This is a genomic window from Sphingobacterium sp. ML3W (assembly GCF_029542085.1).
Lineage (GTDB): Bacteria > Bacteroidota > Bacteroidia > Sphingobacteriales > Sphingobacteriaceae > Sphingobacterium.
In genome coordinates, this window is record NZ_CP107036.1 from 2,380,276 (window position 1) to 2,398,386 (window position 18,111).

General features: G+C 39.0%; 15 protein-coding genes. 8 read left to right on the forward strand and 7 right to left on the reverse strand.

Translation table 11 applies throughout. The features are described from left to right. The 3 genes from OGI71_RS10140 to OGI71_RS10150 all read left to right on the forward strand — a co-directional run bounded on the left by OGI71_RS10140 (position 1) and on the right by OGI71_RS10150 (position 3,235). Positions 1-1,422, forward strand: coding sequence for an efflux transporter outer membrane subunit (locus OGI71_RS10140; RefSeq protein WP_282255317.1), 1,422 nt, complete (start codon positions 1-3; stop codon positions 1,420-1,422). A gap of 382 nt (positions 1,423-1,804) precedes the next feature. Then, entirely contained in the window at positions 1,805-2,683 is an 879-nt protein-coding gene (locus tag OGI71_RS10145; protein ID WP_282255318.1) for a DMT family transporter, read from the forward strand. Between the two features lie 186 nt (positions 2,684-2,869). Continuing rightward, positions 2,870-3,235: a VOC family protein gene (locus OGI71_RS10150; protein ID WP_282255319.1), complete on the forward strand. Its 366-nt coding sequence runs from the start codon at positions 2,870-2,872 to the stop codon at positions 3,233-3,235. A gap of 51 nt (positions 3,236-3,286) precedes the next feature. Here OGI71_RS10150 and OGI71_RS10155 read toward each other — a convergent pair whose 3' ends face one another. From OGI71_RS10155 to OGI71_RS10165, 3 genes are all read right to left on the reverse strand, one after another. Next, entirely contained in the window at positions 3,287-4,516 is a 1,230-nt protein-coding gene (locus OGI71_RS10155) for a DEAD/DEAH box helicase (RefSeq protein ID WP_282255320.1), read from the reverse strand. Between the two features lie 126 nt (positions 4,517-4,642). Further along, positions 4,643-5,836 carry a Na+/H+ antiporter NhaA gene (gene nhaA / locus OGI71_RS10160; protein WP_282255321.1) on the reverse strand — a complete coding sequence of 398 codons (1,194 nt, stop codon included), beginning with the start codon at positions 5,834-5,836 and terminating at the stop codon, positions 4,643-4,645. 611 nt (positions 5,837-6,447) lie between these two features. Then, positions 6,448-7,428 (reverse strand): hypothetical protein, encoded by a 981-nt coding sequence (locus OGI71_RS10165; RefSeq protein ID WP_282255322.1) that lies wholly within the window; start codon positions 7,426-7,428, stop codon positions 6,448-6,450. Between the two features lie 267 nt (positions 7,429-7,695). On the opposite strand from OGI71_RS10165, the gene OGI71_RS10170 reads away from it, so the two are divergent. Further along, entirely contained in the window at positions 7,696-9,321 is a 1,626-nt protein-coding gene (locus OGI71_RS10170; protein WP_282255324.1) for an ATP-binding cassette domain-containing protein, read from the forward strand. 161 nt (positions 9,322-9,482) lie between these two features. Here OGI71_RS10170 and OGI71_RS10175 read toward each other — a convergent pair whose 3' ends face one another. Further along, positions 9,483-10,466, reverse strand: a complete 984-nt coding sequence (locus OGI71_RS10175) for an endonuclease/exonuclease/phosphatase family protein (protein ID WP_282255325.1) — start codon at positions 10,464-10,466, stop codon at positions 9,483-9,485. Between the two features lie 203 nt (positions 10,467-10,669). Here OGI71_RS10175 and OGI71_RS10180 point away from each other — a divergent pair, with 203 nt between their 5' ends. Genes OGI71_RS10180 through OGI71_RS10195 form a run of 4 tightly spaced genes read left to right on the forward strand, consistent with a single transcriptional unit; the run spans position 10,670 to position 14,029 of the window. Beyond that, positions 10,670-10,828 (forward strand): hypothetical protein, encoded by a 159-nt coding sequence (locus OGI71_RS10180; protein WP_282255326.1) that lies wholly within the window; start codon positions 10,670-10,672, stop codon positions 10,826-10,828. A gap of 3 nt (positions 10,829-10,831) precedes the next feature. After that, positions 10,832-11,845: a glycosyltransferase family 1 protein gene (locus tag OGI71_RS10185; protein WP_282255327.1), complete on the forward strand. Its 1,014-nt coding sequence runs from the start codon at positions 10,832-10,834 to the stop codon at positions 11,843-11,845. After that, the gene (locus OGI71_RS10190) at positions 11,833-12,834 is read left to right on the forward strand and encodes a lysylphosphatidylglycerol synthase transmembrane domain-containing protein (RefSeq protein WP_282255328.1); all 1,002 of its coding nucleotides are present in this window, start codon (positions 11,833-11,835) and stop codon (positions 12,832-12,834) included. Before OGI71_RS10185 ends, OGI71_RS10190 begins: the two co-directional genes overlap by 13 nt. Then, on the forward strand, positions 12,821-14,029 hold the full coding sequence (locus OGI71_RS10195; protein WP_282255329.1) for a glycosyltransferase family 4 protein: 1,209 nt from the start codon (positions 12,821-12,823) through the stop codon (positions 14,027-14,029). Before OGI71_RS10190 ends, OGI71_RS10195 begins: the two co-directional genes overlap by 14 nt. Here the strand turns inward: OGI71_RS10195 and OGI71_RS10200 are convergent. The 3 genes from OGI71_RS10200 to OGI71_RS10210 all read right to left on the reverse strand — a co-directional run bounded on the left by OGI71_RS10200 (position 13,986) and on the right by OGI71_RS10210 (position 18,101). Further along, positions 13,986-15,206 carry a sterol desaturase family protein gene (locus OGI71_RS10200; RefSeq protein ID WP_282255330.1) on the reverse strand — a complete coding sequence of 407 codons (1,221 nt, stop codon included), beginning with the start codon at positions 15,204-15,206 and terminating at the stop codon, positions 13,986-13,988. The two genes, OGI71_RS10195 and OGI71_RS10200, sit on opposite strands and share 44 nt — an antisense overlap. 205 nt (positions 15,207-15,411) lie before the next feature. Then, positions 15,412-16,995: an MDR family MFS transporter gene (locus tag OGI71_RS10205; protein ID WP_282255331.1), complete on the reverse strand. Its 1,584-nt coding sequence runs from the start codon at positions 16,993-16,995 to the stop codon at positions 15,412-15,414. Positions 16,996-16,997: 2 nt separating this feature from the next. Next, complete coding sequence (locus tag OGI71_RS10210) at positions 16,998-18,101, reverse strand: HlyD family secretion protein (RefSeq protein ID WP_282255332.1); 1,104 nt, start codon at positions 18,099-18,101, stop codon at positions 16,998-17,000. Positions 18,102-18,111: the final 10 nt, after the last annotated feature.

Sequence of the window (18,111 nt, forward strand, 5' to 3'; positions counted from 1 at the left end):
ATGAAAAAATTTCATCACTATATTATTATTTTAGCAAGTACTTCCCTACTTCTCGCTTCATGCAGTGTAGGCAAAAAATATACACGTCAAGACATGGAGTTACCGGACAATTTCAGAAATAACGAAGTTGTCCTGACCTCAGACAAACTGGCATTATCGTGGCGGAAGTTTGTGAAAGATCCTAATTTAACTGCACTCATTGAAAAAGCACTGATCAAAAACACTGATGTTAGTGTAGCACTCTTGAGTATGCAACAGTTGGAACTCTCCTATAAACAATCAAAAAAGGGCCTTTTACCAACACTTGATCTAAACGTGGGAGCAAATAGGACTTGGTTATCCACCAATTCCCTTAATGGATCGCTCAGCGATCAATTTATTGGGACACCTTATATGGATGACTACAATGCTACACTCAGACTTTCTTGGGAGGTAGACATTTGGGGAAAGGCAAAGATGCAGAAAGAAGAAGCGTTAGCAAATTTCTTTGGACAAAAGGAGAATCTATCTGCGTTGAAAACCCGCATTATAGTTCAGGTTATCCAATCTTACTACAATTTGATCGCATTGGACGAACAGTTAAAGATTGCACAAAAAAATGTACAACTTAGTGACAGTACATTGAGTATGATACGTCTGCAATACAATTCCTCGCTCGTGAGTTCTTTAGCTGTAGAACAGGCCGAAGCACAAAAGAAAACTGCTGAATTGTTGATTCCACTAGCAGACCAGAATATCGCTATTGAGGAAAATGCCATAAGTATACTATGTGGTGGTTTCCCTGATAAAATTCAACGTTCGGAAGGTCTTGATGCAACTGTTGTCGGTGGGACATTAGCAACGGGAGTCCCGGCCGAACTGCTTAGCCGGAGACCTGATGTCAAAGCAGCTGAGTATGCTGTTGTTGCAGCTAACAGTAGAATAGGATTGGCAAAAGCAGCTATGTATCCTTCGATAAGTTTGACACCTTCGATCGGAACAAACTCTTTTCAATTCAATCGCTGGTTTGATCTACCGGGGTCCATTGTGAAAACAATAGCAGGAAACATCACCCAACCGATATTTCAAAAAGGTGCGTTAAAGACAAACTATGAGATTTCGATAATCGAACGGGAAAAATTGGCGGTACAGTTTAAACAGTCTGTTATGCTCGCAGTTTCGGAGGTATCTGATGCCTTAGCGAAAATTAAGCATAGCGACCGGAGACTTCAGCTGATTGAAGCTAAATCCAATTCATTGGCCAAAGCAACTTCAGATGCTGCCCTGTTGTACAAAAGTGGCATGGCAAATTATCTGGAAGTCATTACTGCGCAAAACAATGCTTTACAAAATGATCTCGAACAGATTAGCATTAAACGGGAAAAACTTAATGCCGTGGTGGATCTATACCGTGCGTTGGGAGGAGGAAACGACAGCGAATAGTAAATCATCGCGTATACTAACCTTGATTAGTTCAATTTTGAGCATATTTAGGATCATAATACTTTAATTAAGAGGGCTAACGAAAGTTTAGCCCTTTTTATAGCTTTTAGTCATCATATAAAACACAATCTCCTTTAACTACTTACTGATATTCTCCACAATTATTTGAATTAAACCACTAGATTTTATTATCTTCGGTTAAGAAATAGAATGTTATGAACAGAACAAGCTGTCTTCCTCCTCCAATCGCTTAATATTTTAATTAATATTAATAAAGCATGGCACCGAATAATCGGCTGATTCCCCATGTTTTATATTCTCAATCAAATTTTATAACAATAGTATCTGTCTTTGCTAAGACAGATCTGGAAGACAACATTTTATGAAACATTCATATTTCATACTACACCTTGCTGTGGTATGTTTGGGCATATCTGGTGTATTAGGCAAAGCCATCAGTCTCAATGAAGGTATGCTAACCTGGTATCGTGTATTTTTTTCGGCCATTTTCCTTTTTTTTATTTTAAGATGGTCAAAACTAGCTGGTGAAATTAGGTTGCGTGAAAAATTAACGATTGCAAAAAATGGCCTATTGATTACCGCCTCCTGGCTACTTTTTTATGCCAGTATTAAATATTCCAATATCTCAATCGGAGTAGTTTGTTACTGTATGGCAAGTTTCTTTACCGCGATCTTTGCGCCTCTCATTAACAAAACGAGATTTAAACGGTCAGAGTTTTTTCTGAGTGGACTAACGATTTGTGGTATAGCTTTAATATTTCATTTTGATACAGTACATCAATTAGGCATTCTTTTGGGTATCATTTCACCGGCCTTTGCTTCGCTTTATGCAATTTATAACGAACGCTTGATCAAGCGATACAGCAGTATAGTAATCAACTATTACCAAATGATTGGTGGGAGTGTCGGACTTGGGCTAATTCTCCCCTGTTATCTTTATTATTATCCGATATCATCTTTTACCCCCAATACAATGGATCTCATTTACCTCCTAATTTTGTCGTTGTGTTGTACCGTTGCTGTATACCTTGCATTCACAGAAATTTTAAAGAAAATTTCTGCCTTTACGCTCAATTTAAGTCTCAATCTAGAACCTGTATATGCCATCCTGATTGCATTTTTATTCTTCAATGAATCCAAAGAGCTCAATCTTTCATTTTACATCGGGCTTTCCCTGGTTATGCTTTCTGTACTTATACAGGCTCTCATCAGTAGAAAACAGGAAAAAACAGGGAATTAATACATCAAAAATGACCTTGGAATAATATGGTCTGATTGTTATCAGACTAAACGATTTCAAGTCAAACAAAGAAGCTTAAATTTTATTCGGAGAAAGTCCTATATTTACATAACATCAGGCATCCATTTGATGTTGGAAATTTAAGTCGATTCCTCCAATAAAAGACAATATCAATTAAAAAATATCATGAGCAATTCTTCTTCAGACAGCAAACTTATCCACGAACAAATTCAATACCTTGAATTTATATCTAGCGATCTTGAGAGAGCTAAAAAATTCTATTCAGCAAGTTTTGGCTGGAACTTTACGGATTACGGTCCTGAGTATACAGCCTTCGATGGCAAATATGTGGATGGAGGATTTACAGTCGGTACACCGGTAAACGGTAGCATTTTGGTTGTCCTCTATTCGAATGATCTGCTATCCACACGTGATAAAGTCGTCCGTGCTGGTGGCACCATCGTTAAAGATATCTTTAGCTTTCCTGGTGGTAAAAGATTTCAATTCAAAGACCTCGATGGCTATGAATTGGCCGTATGGGCAACTGAATAGGCGCTATAAAAGTGAATATTGGATAAAAACAGAAAAGAGCTTAATGATACATTAAGCTCTTTTCTGTTTTTGGTAATTTTTATTTTTGTTCTTATTGAAACGTCTTCGATTTTGTGGATTGCCGCTTTTCTTCGCCGGATTATATTCAGGCCCAGCTTCAAAGCCTTCCGGTAAAGCGATTTGTTCTACGGGATAACCGATCAGATTTTCGATCTGAGAAAACCGTTGTTGATCTTTATCATTTACAAAGGTAATCGCTGTACCTGTTGTCGCTGCACGTGCAGTACGTCCGATACGGTGTACATAATCCTCAGGATCCGGTGGGACATCGTAGTTTACGACCAGACTGATACCTACGATGTCGATACCACGTGAGATAACATCTGTTCCCACAAGTACCCGCACCTGACGTGATCTAAATCTACTCATGATATCCTCACGTTTAGCCTGCTCAAGATCTGAATGAAAACCCTCTGCATCTATACCCTGCTTTTGGAGCTCCTGCGCCAATAATTTAACTGTAGTTTTTTGCGAAGCAAAAATGATAACAGAAACATAATTAACGTCCTGTAAGATGATCTTCAAAAGATCCATTTTTTGCTTATCATATACCAGATATGCGCGCTGGTCTATACCTTCTGAAGGTTTTGAAATGGCAATATTGACCTCAACAGGTTGATAAAGGATCTTTCTCGCAAAATTCCTGATCTTGAGAGGCATAGTCGCCGAAAAAAGCAACATTTGCTTCTTCTTGGGTAAGTAACTGACGATACGCAATATATCATCTTGAAAGCCCATATCCAACATGCTATCCGCTTCATCCAGTACGAAGTGCGTCAGATGAGTTAAATCGACTTTCATCGAAGTAAGATGGCTGATCAATCGGCCGGGGGTAGCAACAATAATATTAACCCCTTCTCGAATTGCTCGTTTCTGTTGTTCATATCCCATTCCATCTCCACCTCCATATATAGAGATGGAAGTCGCTCCTGTATAATAAGACATGCCCATGATCTGTTGATCTATTTGCAGGGCTAATTCCCTTGTCGGGACCAGGATAATCGAACGAATAGATTCCTTTGCATCTCTAGCAACAGCATCTAAAATTGGCAACATATATGCTGCCGTTTTACCCGTACCCGTCTGCGCACAGGCAATCATGTCACTTCCTTCTTTTATGATGGGAATTGTCTGCTCTTGAATAGGCGTCGCCTCTTCAAACATCATGCTTTCTAAGCCCTCTTCCAATTCCGGAACAAAACCAAATTCAGTAAATCTCAAATTTTATTATTTTATTAAATATGTGCTAAGTTACTAAAACTAATCTATATATGAGATCAGCATTTACTCGCTTAAGGGCTATACCGAAGATAAACCCGCTGGCAGCGTTTTAAATCCATGCAATTTTTAGCTTATACTGTCTAGATTATTTTTGGAATTACCAGCCAATTTCAATATCGTATATCCTAATATACCTGCGCAAAGGGAGGCAATGAGTACCGCAAATTTAGCCTCCTCAATTAAGAAGGCATCATCAAAAGATAAGATGGATATGAAGATAGACATGGTAAAACCAATACCTCCAAGCAAACCAACACCGAATATCTGTGGCCAGCTTGCACCTTCTGGAAGCTGTGCTATTTTCAATTTCTTTGCAATAAAACATATTAAAAATATACCAATTGATTTCCCTACAATCAATCCTGCAATAATACCTAGTCCCAATTTGGATGTTAAGCCACCAACCATTTCTGCATGAATTGGAATTAATGTATTTGCGAATGCAAATAAAGGAATGATTATAAAATTCACAGGCTTGGTCAGTAGATGCTCCAATTTTTCCAATGGAGATTCTTTTTCATCTGGCGTAGTGGGTAAAGTCATGGCAACCAAAACTCCGGCAATAGTCGCATGAATGCCCGAATGATGGATAAAATACCAAATGAATACTCCGGGAATAAGATAGGCCCATAGGGCTTTTACACCAAGTTTATTTAGAATGATCAGAAAAGCAAATATCCCCAGTGCAATAAATAGATAGGTCGCATGAATTCCACTGCTATAGAACAAAGCGATGACTAAGATCGCAAGCAAATCATCCACAATAGCCAAAGCAGCCAAAAAAATCTTGAGGCTAGCCGGAACTTTATTTCCCAAAAGGGTGATAACAGCAAGTGCAAATGCGATATCCGTAGCCATTGGGATCCCCCATCCGTGAGCGGTATCGGCGGCATCTTTATTGATTACAAAATAGATTGCCGCAGGCAGGAGTGCCCCTCCTACTGCTGCCAGAATTGGAAGAACAGCTTTACTTACTGAAGATAATTCTCCCTCAATGATTTCTCTTTTGATTTCCAATCCTACTAATAGAAAGAAAATAGCCATCAACCCGTCGTTGATCCATAGCAGCCATGAATATTTTAAATGAATATTATCTGTTTCAAGTCCCACCTCCCGAAGAAGAAAGTCCATTACCGATCCATATAGTGATGTATTCGCTACAATGAGTGCCAAGATAACACAGGAAAACAGAATAATCCCACCAGCAAAGCTAGATTTCAAAAATTCTCGGAATACAGTTAAATTAATAAGTTTTGACATGACGATAATATCTTTAAACACTTAAAAGGTTCACAATATACAACTTTACAGTCATTAATCTGCCTTCTGAGCGGCATTACCTGAATCTGTTCCATTAGCAGGCAAAGAAAATCTTCTTTTTCACCGGTCCGCTCCAAATCCAATATTTTAACAACAACTTTGCCAATTATAGGAGTAATTTGACTTTAAACATCCCTCTTAAAACATGTATACTTCACAAAATAAACACCTTACAATACAAAGTATATAAAACCACATTTAAATATTGTCATTTTTGTAAAATTAATTTGTCTTTATTGCAAAAAATAGTTAGCTTGCTATTATAGTTAATAAACCGTTTATTATGTGCAAGAAGTGGATTTTCATGGTGCTTCTTTTCGTAGCAAATTTTACATATGCGCAGACGACAGAGGATACAACCCAACATCAACAACAATCAGGCTCCCATTACATCATTTTAGGGATCATAGCAATTATTGTCATCGTTTTTATATTATACAGGAGGCAAAAGAGGAAATTTAATGAATAAGGGAGATCAATTGATCTCCCTTATTGTTTTTCCCTGAATTTCTATCGAAATAAACTTATCCCCATTTTTGCCCACATCATTCTTAGTGTTTAATCGGTTCATTTGTCTGTGCCAAACGTTGCGATCCTGTATTCGCTGGACAAGCAATATCATCTGTCGCATCATAAACCAACTTTTTACCTTTCAATTTCGTGATCAATTCCTCCGGTACATGCACCTGTACTTTGGTTACAGAGTAACCGCTTGGAAAATAGCGTACGTAATAGCCATCGGGATGAAGTGTCCAGATTCCACTGGGAACATCCGTACGAGGTTCGGCCATACCCGCCATTATTGCGTACTTTTCAAACTCAGCATAAGAATAGTTGCCCGAAGAAACCAATTGTCTGATATTATTTTCTGCTTCAAATATCGCTTGCACAGCTGGGGGCATCTGGTCTTTAGCCTTTTGCACCACATCAAACGGCAATATGCCAAGCGCCCCGCCTTCCAGCAATAATAATTGCTCTGGTGTCAACAACCTCAATGCTGTTTCCTTGACCTCCCCGGAATAGTCTATAAATTTAGTTTTAGCAATAATTGTCCACAATAACATCTGTATTGATGATTGTTCAACTTCCGGATGTTTTTCCGCACTTTTCAAGATGGCAATGACAACCTCCCGCTTTTTCCCTAATGTGGGAGCATACATATAGCCATCCCCCTTAGAAGGCGCATAAGTTCCTGCTTTTAGGCAATAGCTTTTGTTGGTCATTTCAAAATGGCCAGCTTCAAGCAAATAGCCGTCCTGGCCATTTTTCTGCAGATTTTCCAACGGCTTATAAATAGCCGTATTTTGAAAATCAGGCATCTGTTCACCTTTCCGATTTACATCCTCAAAACTTGTGCTTATCGCTTCAGGTTCCTTTAAAAGCTTGTCTAGTCCTAATGCTTTACTTCCTTTCGAAGCAACTGCCTTGCTTGCTTTGTCAAGCAATCCACCAAATTGAGCATGAGCACCCTGCAAATTCAGCAAAAATGCAACAATGAGTACTAAAACATACGTAATGCTATTTCTTTTCATAATTGATTTTATTTCAACACCAATGCCACAAAAAAGAAGCCAATTTATTAGTAAAATCCCAATTCATAATTTATTAATCTGGTGTACATCTTTTCAACGATATCCTATCATCTGAACTGTCTCAAATTGTAATATTTCATATTTTCCGTCAGTCCGCCAATCGCTTGGAAAGCGATATTTCTCGCGATCTATTATTGGGCTTGTTCGGTAAGGAACTGATGTTCGGAAATAGTTAAAAAATACAAGATTAAAACGTATCTTTGCAGCATGATTAACGTGTCAAATCTCTCCCTTCGTTATGGTAAACGTGTACTATTCGAAGATGTCAATTTAAAATTTACACCTGGCAACTGTTACGGCATTATTGGTGCCAATGGAGCTGGTAAATCTACTTTCTTAAAAATTATTTCTGGCGAAGTTGATCCCTCTACAGGTTCGGTGGCATTCACACCTGGCGAACGTATGTCTGTATTGAGTCAGGATCACTATGCTTTCGATGAATATACGGTATTAGAAACTGTCATGATGGGTAACCAAGAGCTTTACAAAATCATGAAAGAGAAAGACGCTATTTACATGAAAGAGGATTTCTCTGATGCAGATGGTGAACGTGCCGGTGAACTCGAAAGTCTTTTTGCAGAAATGGACGGATGGAATGCAGAATCCAATGCAGCTACGCTATTGAGTAGCTTGGGCATTAAAGAAGAGCTCCACTACAAGTTAGTCTCTGAAATTGATGGTAATCAAAAAGTACGTGTCTTATTGGCACAGGCACTCTTCGGTAATCCAGATATCTTGATTCTCGATGAGCCTACCAATGACTTGGACATCAATACAATTGCATGGTTGGAAGACTTTTTAGCTACTTATGAAGCAATTGTACTCGTTGTATCCCACGACCGTCACTTCTTGGATGCTGTATGTACACACACTGTCGATATTGACTTTGGTAAAATGACCATCTATACAGGTAACTACTCGTTCTGGTACGAATCTTCCCAATTAGCATTAAAACAACGTTCTGATCAAAACAAAAAGATGGAAGATAAGGTTAAGGAACTTCAGGAATTTATCCGTCGTTTCTCGGCCAATGCATCCAAATCAAAACAAGCGACTTCCCGTAAGAAAGCCTTGGATAAGATCAATATTGATGAGATCAAACCTTCCAACCGTAAATATCCTGCGATCATGTTCAATACCATGAACCGTGAACCAGGTGACCAAACATTGCAAGTAGAAGGTTTGAGCAAAACGGTCAATGGGGAGGTCTTCTTCAAGGATATCACATTTATGATTAATAAAGGAGATAAAATTGCGGTGTTGGGTCCTAATTCCCTAATCACAACAGCCTTTTACGATATTATCACAGGTAGAGACACTGACTTCGGTGGTGAATTCAAATGGGGTATTACCATCACTCCTGCCGATATGCCAATTGAAAATGCAGCGTTTTTTGAAGGCAAAAACGAAAATTTGGTCGATTGGTTAAGAGACTATACAACAAACCCTGAAGCGGATGAGCAGTTCCTACGTGGATTCTTAGGAAAAATGTTGTTCTCCGGTGAAGAAGTAATGAAAAAAGTTTCGGTGCTTTCCGGGGGTGAAAAAATGCGTTGTATGTTTTCAAGAATGATGTTACAGGGAGCTAACTTCTTGATTTTTGATGAACCAACCAACCACTTGGATCTGGAATCAATCACAGCATTGAACAATGGTCTATCAGACTTTAAAGGATCAATGTTATTCACATCCCGTGACCACGAGTTGACTGAGACTGTTGCAAATAGAATCATTGAATTAACACCAAAAGGAATCATCGACAAGTTAATGACGTATGATGAGTACATCAACAGCGATGTTGTCAAAGCACAACGTGCAGAGATGTATAAATAAGATAATTTATCCCAATTTTATAAAGGCTCCATAATTCATTTTATGGGGCTTTTTATTTGTAGGTGCCCCCCTGTTTGGACAGTCGAAAATGCAAAAACACAAAAAAAGCACTGAAGGGGACTCAGTGCTAATCGCGATTGATATGAAAGAATTGAGAAAGTCTATTGAACTGAAGGTTTTATCAGATGCCACCCCAATTGTAGCGATACCGCACAATGGTCAGACAGATCCTGTCCCTCCCTATTTTTAAAAAGTTTCTTTTGAACCTGATAGTTCTTTGCTTCAAATATCATCTGATCATTATTACGGTAATAGATCTTATCAATGCCCTCACAGTCATCTGTTAACTCCAATGCGGCCGGGGCGACAAAGTTTTGCTCACTCTGAGGTATTTTACCACTATTTTTCAAATTTACCCATGCATCTACCAAGTCTAATTCTCCTTGAAAAGAAACAATATTATCCAATGCGTACGCATAATGAGCGTTAAAATCACCCATGATTAACAAAGGTTGTCCTGCGGAGTTCTTTTGAATATAGTTCTTCAATTGATTCAAGTTCTTCTGACGCGCTATTGCCGCACCAGGATCATCCTGGGCTGTTGCATGTACATTGTAAACATCAATAAAAGCCTCTTTTGCCAATTGAATACGTGCATAGGAAAAGCCTTTGGGAGTTAAACAATCCGCCCCATTACAAGCGTCCCACCTTACCCGCTCAAAGTATTGGATCGGATATTTCGACAACGTGCTCAATCCATCACCAAAAGGTACACCGCCCATATTTTCCGTTCGATAGCTATGTCTATTCTTGCTGTACAAAAATTTATTGTAGTTGAAATCCTCTTGTACATTCACAATATCAAAAGGATTCACCAATTCGCCAATGGATGTAATGCTCGGAGCTCTTTCCGTTACAGCACTTGAAATTAACTCTGGAAGACCAGCAATATTATAAGTTAATAAGTTAAGCTTTCCCTCGCTGACATCAGGCATATCGACATATACCATGTTCATTGGTCTAACTTCTTTGGGTTTCAATTTGAATCCCAACATGATGCCTGCAGAAGCACAAACAGATAAAATAAGAACTTTACGAAGACCTTTAAGTCTAGTGTTCCTTTCGAACAATAAATCTAACAACATGGACTGAATAATTTGTTCATTCCAAAAGTAAAGCGCCAAGATTAGCTTAACTATATTCTTGAATTAATTTTATTTATAAAAATTATTTACAAATTATTAATAATAAACAATTTATAAACACTTTAATGATAAAAGATTAATATCAAAATAGTTTTTTAGTTATGCTTTTCGAATATTTTTATGAACCCCCTAATAAGAATAAAATGAGAAAGGTAGCCTTCTTTACAGAAATACTCGTTGAGGATTTCGACGGTGCATCTCGCACAATGTTTCAGTTGATAAACCGTATTGACCAACAGAATTTTAAGTATTTCTTTATTTATGGTGGTGGCCCCACACAATTCCGGGACTTTCATTCTTAAAAAGTGCCTACATTTAAAATACCTGTCAATGATGATTATTGTCTGGCTATTCCGCAGCTCATCAAAAAAAAGCTCGAACTGGCTTTGGATGAATTCGCACCGGACATCATTCATATCGCAACCCCATCTCTCCTCGGTTTTTTTGCATTAAATTATGCCAAACGTAGAAATATACCCGTATTAACGATCTACCACACACACTTTATATCCTATATAGCCTACTATTTCAAAAATATCCTCCCTCTGGTCAAACCCACCGAACAATGGATGAAACGGGCGATGAACAATTTTTATAACAAATGTGATATTGTCTATGTTCCCACCAAATCTATCCTAACCGAGCTCCAACAAATTGGGCTTGAACAGGACGGCTTAAAACTCTGGCAAAGGGGCATTGATACGCAATTATTTACACCCCAAAAAAAGAATAGCAGTTATATTCAACAACTGACTAAAAATGACAAACCAACGGTATTATTCGTTAGTCGGATCGTTTGGGAGAAAAATATCAAAGCCCTAATTGACATCTATCAGCAGATACAAGCCCAACAACTGGGCTACAATTTTATAGTTGTAGGGGAAGGAACAGCCAAAGTAACGGCAATGCAAGAAATGCCTAATGCTATTTTTCTGGGGAAAAAGACACATCAGGAACTTGCAGTGCTGTATGCATCAGCAGATGTTTTTGTTTTTCCTTCAGTTTCAGAAACCTATGGCAACGTTGTAGTCGAAGCATTGGCATCGGGCCTTCCATGTGTGATTGCTGATGGTGGTGGTTCAGCATCGCTTATTCAACATGGGGTAACCGGGTTTAAATGTCAGCCTGAAAATGCAGCTGGATATGTCTATTATTTAAAGAAAATTCTCTCTGACAAAATGCTAAGAAAAAACCTGATTAACGCCGGACTTTCCTATGCAGGCCAATTAGATTGGACACGACTATCCCAACAGTACTTTAATGACATTGAATTACTTGCTGACAAAACGCAAGACGCAGACCTCGCATGGGCAAATTAATAACATCCCGTCAATTGATCAAAGCTGTCTTTTTACTTTTGATCTTGACATCTATGGTAATTTTTGTAATCCACAGTGATCTTTCTGCGTTGAAAAAAGAACTGTCAACGATTGGCTACCGCTTTATTTTTATCGTATTTACGACTTTAGTTGCCTATCTTTTTGGAACGCTAGCTTGGTGGGTTTGTCTAGGCTCTTCAAAAAAAAAGATCAATATTTTAGAACTTTTTGCCGTGCGTCAAATAGGCGAAACTGTTGGACTCTTTAATCCCACCAGTATTATTGCAGGCGATTTACTAAAAGCCGAGCTGATAACCCGCTATGACATCCCTTTACAGCCGGGACTCAGCGCTGTCGCCATCTCACGCATTACAGCCATACTTTCCCAATTAAGCATTTTCCTACTGGCCATGATCTGGCTGATGCTCTCCCCCTTAAAAAAAGAGGTGATGCAGTATACGGGATACGCTATCTATGTCGTATGCGTAGTCTTGCTGTTATTCGTAATTTTAATATTCTACTGGTTAGTTTCCACTAAAATACCTCCTAAAAATAACCCTGCTGATACTTCATTTGTATCGAAATCAAAAAATCAGCTCCAGAAATTACTTTGGGATACGAAAGACTTCTATCAACAACAAAATAAAGTATTTTGGTACTCCTACCTGCTGTTTGCGATACATTGGCTAATTGGTAGCCTAGAATTCTATCTGATCTTAAAATTTCTGGCTGTCGATGTCAGGGTTATTCACGGATTAATTTTAGACATGAGTGTCATCCTATTTAAGAGTGCAGGCGCATTTATTCCCGGTCAACTGGGCGTTGAGGAAATATCCAACAAACTACTGCTTAGCATGATTGGAATTTCTGGTGGAAGTATCTGGTTGAGTGTTTCTCTCCTGCGTCGTGGCCGCCAGGTATTCTGGACAGCTATTGGCGCTATATTTTATCTATGCATCAAAAGAAAAACCGTACATGTTTCCATCTGAAATAGAAATTTTGTTTATCAGCCATAAATATCCACCCGCGGTTGGGGGGATGGAAAAACAGAGCTTTGAACTCATTAATAATGCTGCACTCTATCTCAAAGTACATACAATCGTTTATGACAACGAAGAATCCATTTTGACGTTCTTCTTTCGCCTAAATCAACGTATCCTATCAAAAATTAAAGACAATCCTGGCATTCGGCTCCTTCATTTTAACGATGGATTAATTGCTGCTTTAGCATCTTTTCACAAGGGCTACGATCATCTAAAAAAAGTTGTCACCCTTCATGGCCTTGATATTGTTTTTCCATTTCCTTATTTCCAACGTAAAGTAATCCCCCGCTTCAATACATTTGATCAGGTTATTGCGGTCAGTCAGGCCACCGCCGAAGCCGCTCAATCGCGTGGCATTGATTCTTCCAGGATCTCAGTTATCCCAAATGGAGTAGATCCCGTGGCCTCGATATCAATGCAAGAAGATGATAAGTTCCCGCCTTATTTTATCACATTGGGAAGGCCTGTAAAGCGCAAAGGGTTCTCCTGGCTGATGCAGCAAGTCATTCCTGCCCTTCAAGGCAATTTCAAGCTCCTGATGGTAGGGCCATTTGACCAAAGACCAACCTTGAAAGAGCGTCTGCTCAATCTTTTACCAGCTAAACTCTACCATCTGTCCACCTTATTCTTGGGGCATCCAACTGATCAACAAGAAATGCGCAGATTATTGAAAGTCTATCCCGAAAAAATCCAGCATCTGGGGAAAGTTCCCTTCGCCCAATTAAAGCATCTTCTTGCAAATGCGCAGGCTTTCCTAATGCCCAATATTCACGTACCGGGAGATATGGAAGGTTTCGGTCTGGTTTGTCTTGAGGCATCTTCAGCGGGCACTATTGTCGTAGCCTCCGAATTGGAAGGAATCACGAGTGCAATTACACATAATCACAACGGCCTTTTGCTCACTAGTCAGGATATTGATACCTGGATCGGACAATTGCAATCCATTTTGGATAATCCCGACTATTATCAAAATCTTGGACAACAATTTAAGAACAATACCAGTGCAGATTTCAGCTGGGATATCATGGCCAGAAGCTATTGTCATACCTTCGTCGAACTCTGCCAAAACCTCCAATCAAACGACAAGCCTAGCTCATTCACAAATGAAGAATCCGTTCGTAGTAATGTTTTATTGGCTTAAAGAATACCAACTGAATGATGGTGGTTGCTGAGAGGACAAGTAGTACTGGAAAAGAAAAGAAGGTAATTGCTATAAATAATAACAACAGAAAAAGACGCAACATTTCGAGCGGAAAGACCCATTTCTCATGTTCCAACAATCCACCGATACAGATGACACTGCACAGAATAAAGAGACCACCTACAAGCAATTGTACAATATTTTGATAATTACCATAAAACAAAAAGAAAAACAGAAGTACCATGGTTAGCATCGATTGGAAAAAAATATATTGACTCAATTTCTTTCCGTGTACCTGAACTTTGGTTCCTGCAAAGATTTTCTGTTCCAACTCATCCCTAATTTCTGGTTGTATATCATCGGGACGACCAAATATCGTCCGCATCTTGTTTCTAAATCCCATTGCACGATTAAAAGACAGCCCTATTTCGAAAAGATAATGAAAATGCTGCCAAAGGAACGTGTATCGATGAATGGGTTTGGTCAATCCATAAACACAGGGCTCTTCTTTCTTCTCAGCGATAAAAGTTCCAAACATTTTATCCCAAATAATCAAGATATCACCGTAGTTCTTGTCCAAATAAATCTCATTGCTACTATGATGTACACGGTGATGAGATGGGGTGACAAGAATTTTTTCAAGAATACCCAAACTACCCACCGTTTGTGTATGAGAAAAAAATGGATACACACCATGAACCAATAAGATTGCGGTCATCATAAAAGGAGGAAAACCTAAAAGTGGAATAAAGGCCCAAAACAAGGAACGAAATACTGCCTGAAAAATAGTAATCCTTGCTGCAACGGTAAAATTATAGTCTTCACTTTGATGATGAACCACATGTGCCGCCCATAGTAGATTTATCTCATGACTATAACGATGATACCAATACCATAAAAAATCAGTAAATAGAAAAAGTAATATCCATGTCCAAAGATTCGCTTCAATATGGAATATTGCAAAATTTTGGTAGATCCACATGAAAAAAAAGTAGAACAGGCTAACCGAAAACATATCGCACATGCGTTCGACAATGCCGACATTGAGATTAGCGATAGATTCATTAAACGTATAATATCGCTTTTGTTTCTTCAGACTATACCAATACTCCAACAACATCAACACCAAAAACAAAGGGATAATAAAAGCTAAAAAATTAAGTCTTCTTGTATCCATACTTGTTTATTTTAAAATAAGAACTTCTTCGTATCGACCATCTGATAGAAGTAAATTCCAAAGAAATCTTTTATTATTTAACAATCAATTCTGAATCAGGTTTTCATTTTATGCCTTTCTGGATATAAAAAAGCCCTCAAAAAACATGTTTTTTGAGGGCTGATCAAATTATATAAATTCGAGAATAACGTATTCCTTACGATCGCTAGTGCACACTTGACATATCCACTTGAGTTTTGCCCTGTTTGATCATCAGTACAAAAGGTACACAAATTAAAAATACAACACCCAAATACAGGAATACATCCATATACGACAATACCGTCGCCTGTTTCATGACAGTCATGTCCAGTATCTGGTGAGCTTTGGCCAAGGCCTCATTTGGAGCAAAGCCTTTCGCCTGAAAACTCATTTGCAACTGTTGCACACGCTGCTGTACCTCAAACTTACTGGGATCCAGATTAGCAACCAGATCAACACGATGCTTTTGAGAGTCACGTGCAATAAATGTTGTGATCAATGCGATACCAAATGAACCACCAAGCTGACGCATCATACCAGTAAATGCCGCGCCCTCTCCGATGGATCTTCCATGTAGCGTGGATAAAGACAATGTCATTACTGGCACAAATAATAAACCCAGGCCTACGCCACGAAGGATAAGCGGCCAAAACATATGTTCAGATCCAGTGTCATTTGTCATCAGGCTGTACATCCAGAAACAAAAGCCAAAGAAGATGCTCAAACCAACCGCAACCATATATTTCTGCGGAACACCATTCTGGATCATTTTACCAATAAAAGGCATCATGATCCCGGTCATGATTGAACTTGGCAACAATAGCAAACCTGCGTCTGTTGCGGTCCATCCCAATATGGATTGTGTATAGATTGGAATAATAAAAGTCGATCCAAATAAACCAAATCCAAGGATAAAACTCATCACAACCCCTACCTGTAGGTTTTTATCACGCAATACCCTGAGGTTTACGATAGGCTTGTCATACACCAACTCTCGCCAAATGAAGAACAATAAACCGAATACAGATAAAATCGACAACCCTAAAATTAATGGATCATCAAACCAATCATCCTGTTGACCATGTTCTAATACAAACTGGAGTGAACCGATAAACATAATCAAAAAGATCATACCGAACCAATCCACCTCTTTTGCCGATTGCTTCTGGCTATATTTAGGACTACGTACAAAGGACAGTGTCAGTAAAGTAGCTATAATCCCCAATGGCACATTGATATAAAAAATATAAGGCCAGGAGAAATTGTCTATGATATACCCCCCCAGTGGTGGACCCAAAGTTGGTCCAATGATAACGCCCATACCGTAAATCGCTTGCGCCATACTCCGTTTCTCTTTGGGGTAACTTTCGGTGATAATGGTCTGTGCGGTCACCAATAAGGCTCCCCCACCCATCCCTTGTAGAAAGCGAAATGCCACAAGCTCCCAGATATTGGTCGCGTTACCACATAAAAATGAAGATATTGTAAATATGACAATTGACGCCGCAAAGTAATTACGTCTTCCAAACTGTTGGGACAACCAACTGGTCATCGGAATAACGATTACGTTTGCAATAGCATAAGCCGTAATAACCCAGGCCACGTCTGTCAATGTTGCACCCAACGAACCTTTCATATCGTTTAAGGCCACATTCACAATCGTCGTATCCACGATTTCGAGCAGGGCACAGAGCACAGCCGTAATCGTGATGACTACGCGTCGAAAACCATATTCAACCAGACTATCTTGTTGATTTAAATTTTCCATAGTTATTGAACATGCACATCTACGTCAGCATTCATGCCCGGTCTGAGCAAAGCTACATTTTCAGCTTTATTATCTTTCGACAATTTGATTTTTACCGGCAGACGTTGTACCGTCTTCACAAAGTTACCCGTCGCATTATCCGGAGGCAACAAGGAGAAACGCGAACCTGTAGCTGGAGAAAATGAGTTGACTTCGCCTTCAAATTCGATATTTGGATAAGCATCCACTTTAATCCCCACCTTTTGGCCCGGTTTCATTTTTTGTAATTGTGTCTCTTTAAAATTCGCTACGACCCAAGTTTCAATATTATCAATAATGTAAAATAAAGACTGACCAGGGTTGATCATCTGCCCCGGTTGCACTTTGATATTCGATACTTGACCATCTACCGAAGCCAATACTGCGGTATACGAAAGATTTAATTTTGCAGCTTCCAATTGCGCTTTCGCTCTTTTTATATTCGCCTCAGCCACAGAAGTTTGTTTCGAAGCTACAGTAGTCTTACTCACGATCGCATTACGTTGAGAAGCACTGGCATTGCGTTGTTGTTGCAAGATTTCTACTTGTTTATCCGCTTCCAACTTGGTCGTCAAAGCCTGCTCATATTGCTGTTTTGTAATCGACTGATTGTTATATAAATTTTGGTAACGAATGTAATCGTTATTCGCCTGTTTCGCACGGATACGTGCTGCATCAATGCTACCCAAATTTGACTGTATTGTTGCGTCAGAGATGGCTACATTGGCAGATGATGCTGATACATCTGCTTTTGATACATCAAAGCTACTTTCCGCAGCAGCCAATGTTGCATCAGCTTCATCTACTCGAACCTGGTAATCTTGGCTTTCGATTGTGAACAAAGTATCCCCTTTCTTCACCAAATCGTTGTCTTTGACATAAACCTTGGAAATAAATCCACCAACCCGAGGAATGATCGGACTCATATTTTTTTCAACCTGCGCATCGTCCGTGGTCTCATGTGCTTGACCATGCAAGTATTTATAACCACCATAAGCCCCGCCAAAGATGACCAAAGCGGCTAGAATAATTGTGAATTTTTTATTTGTACCCTTTTTTTCCGGTGCGTTTTCAACTGTATTTTCCATGTCTAGATTA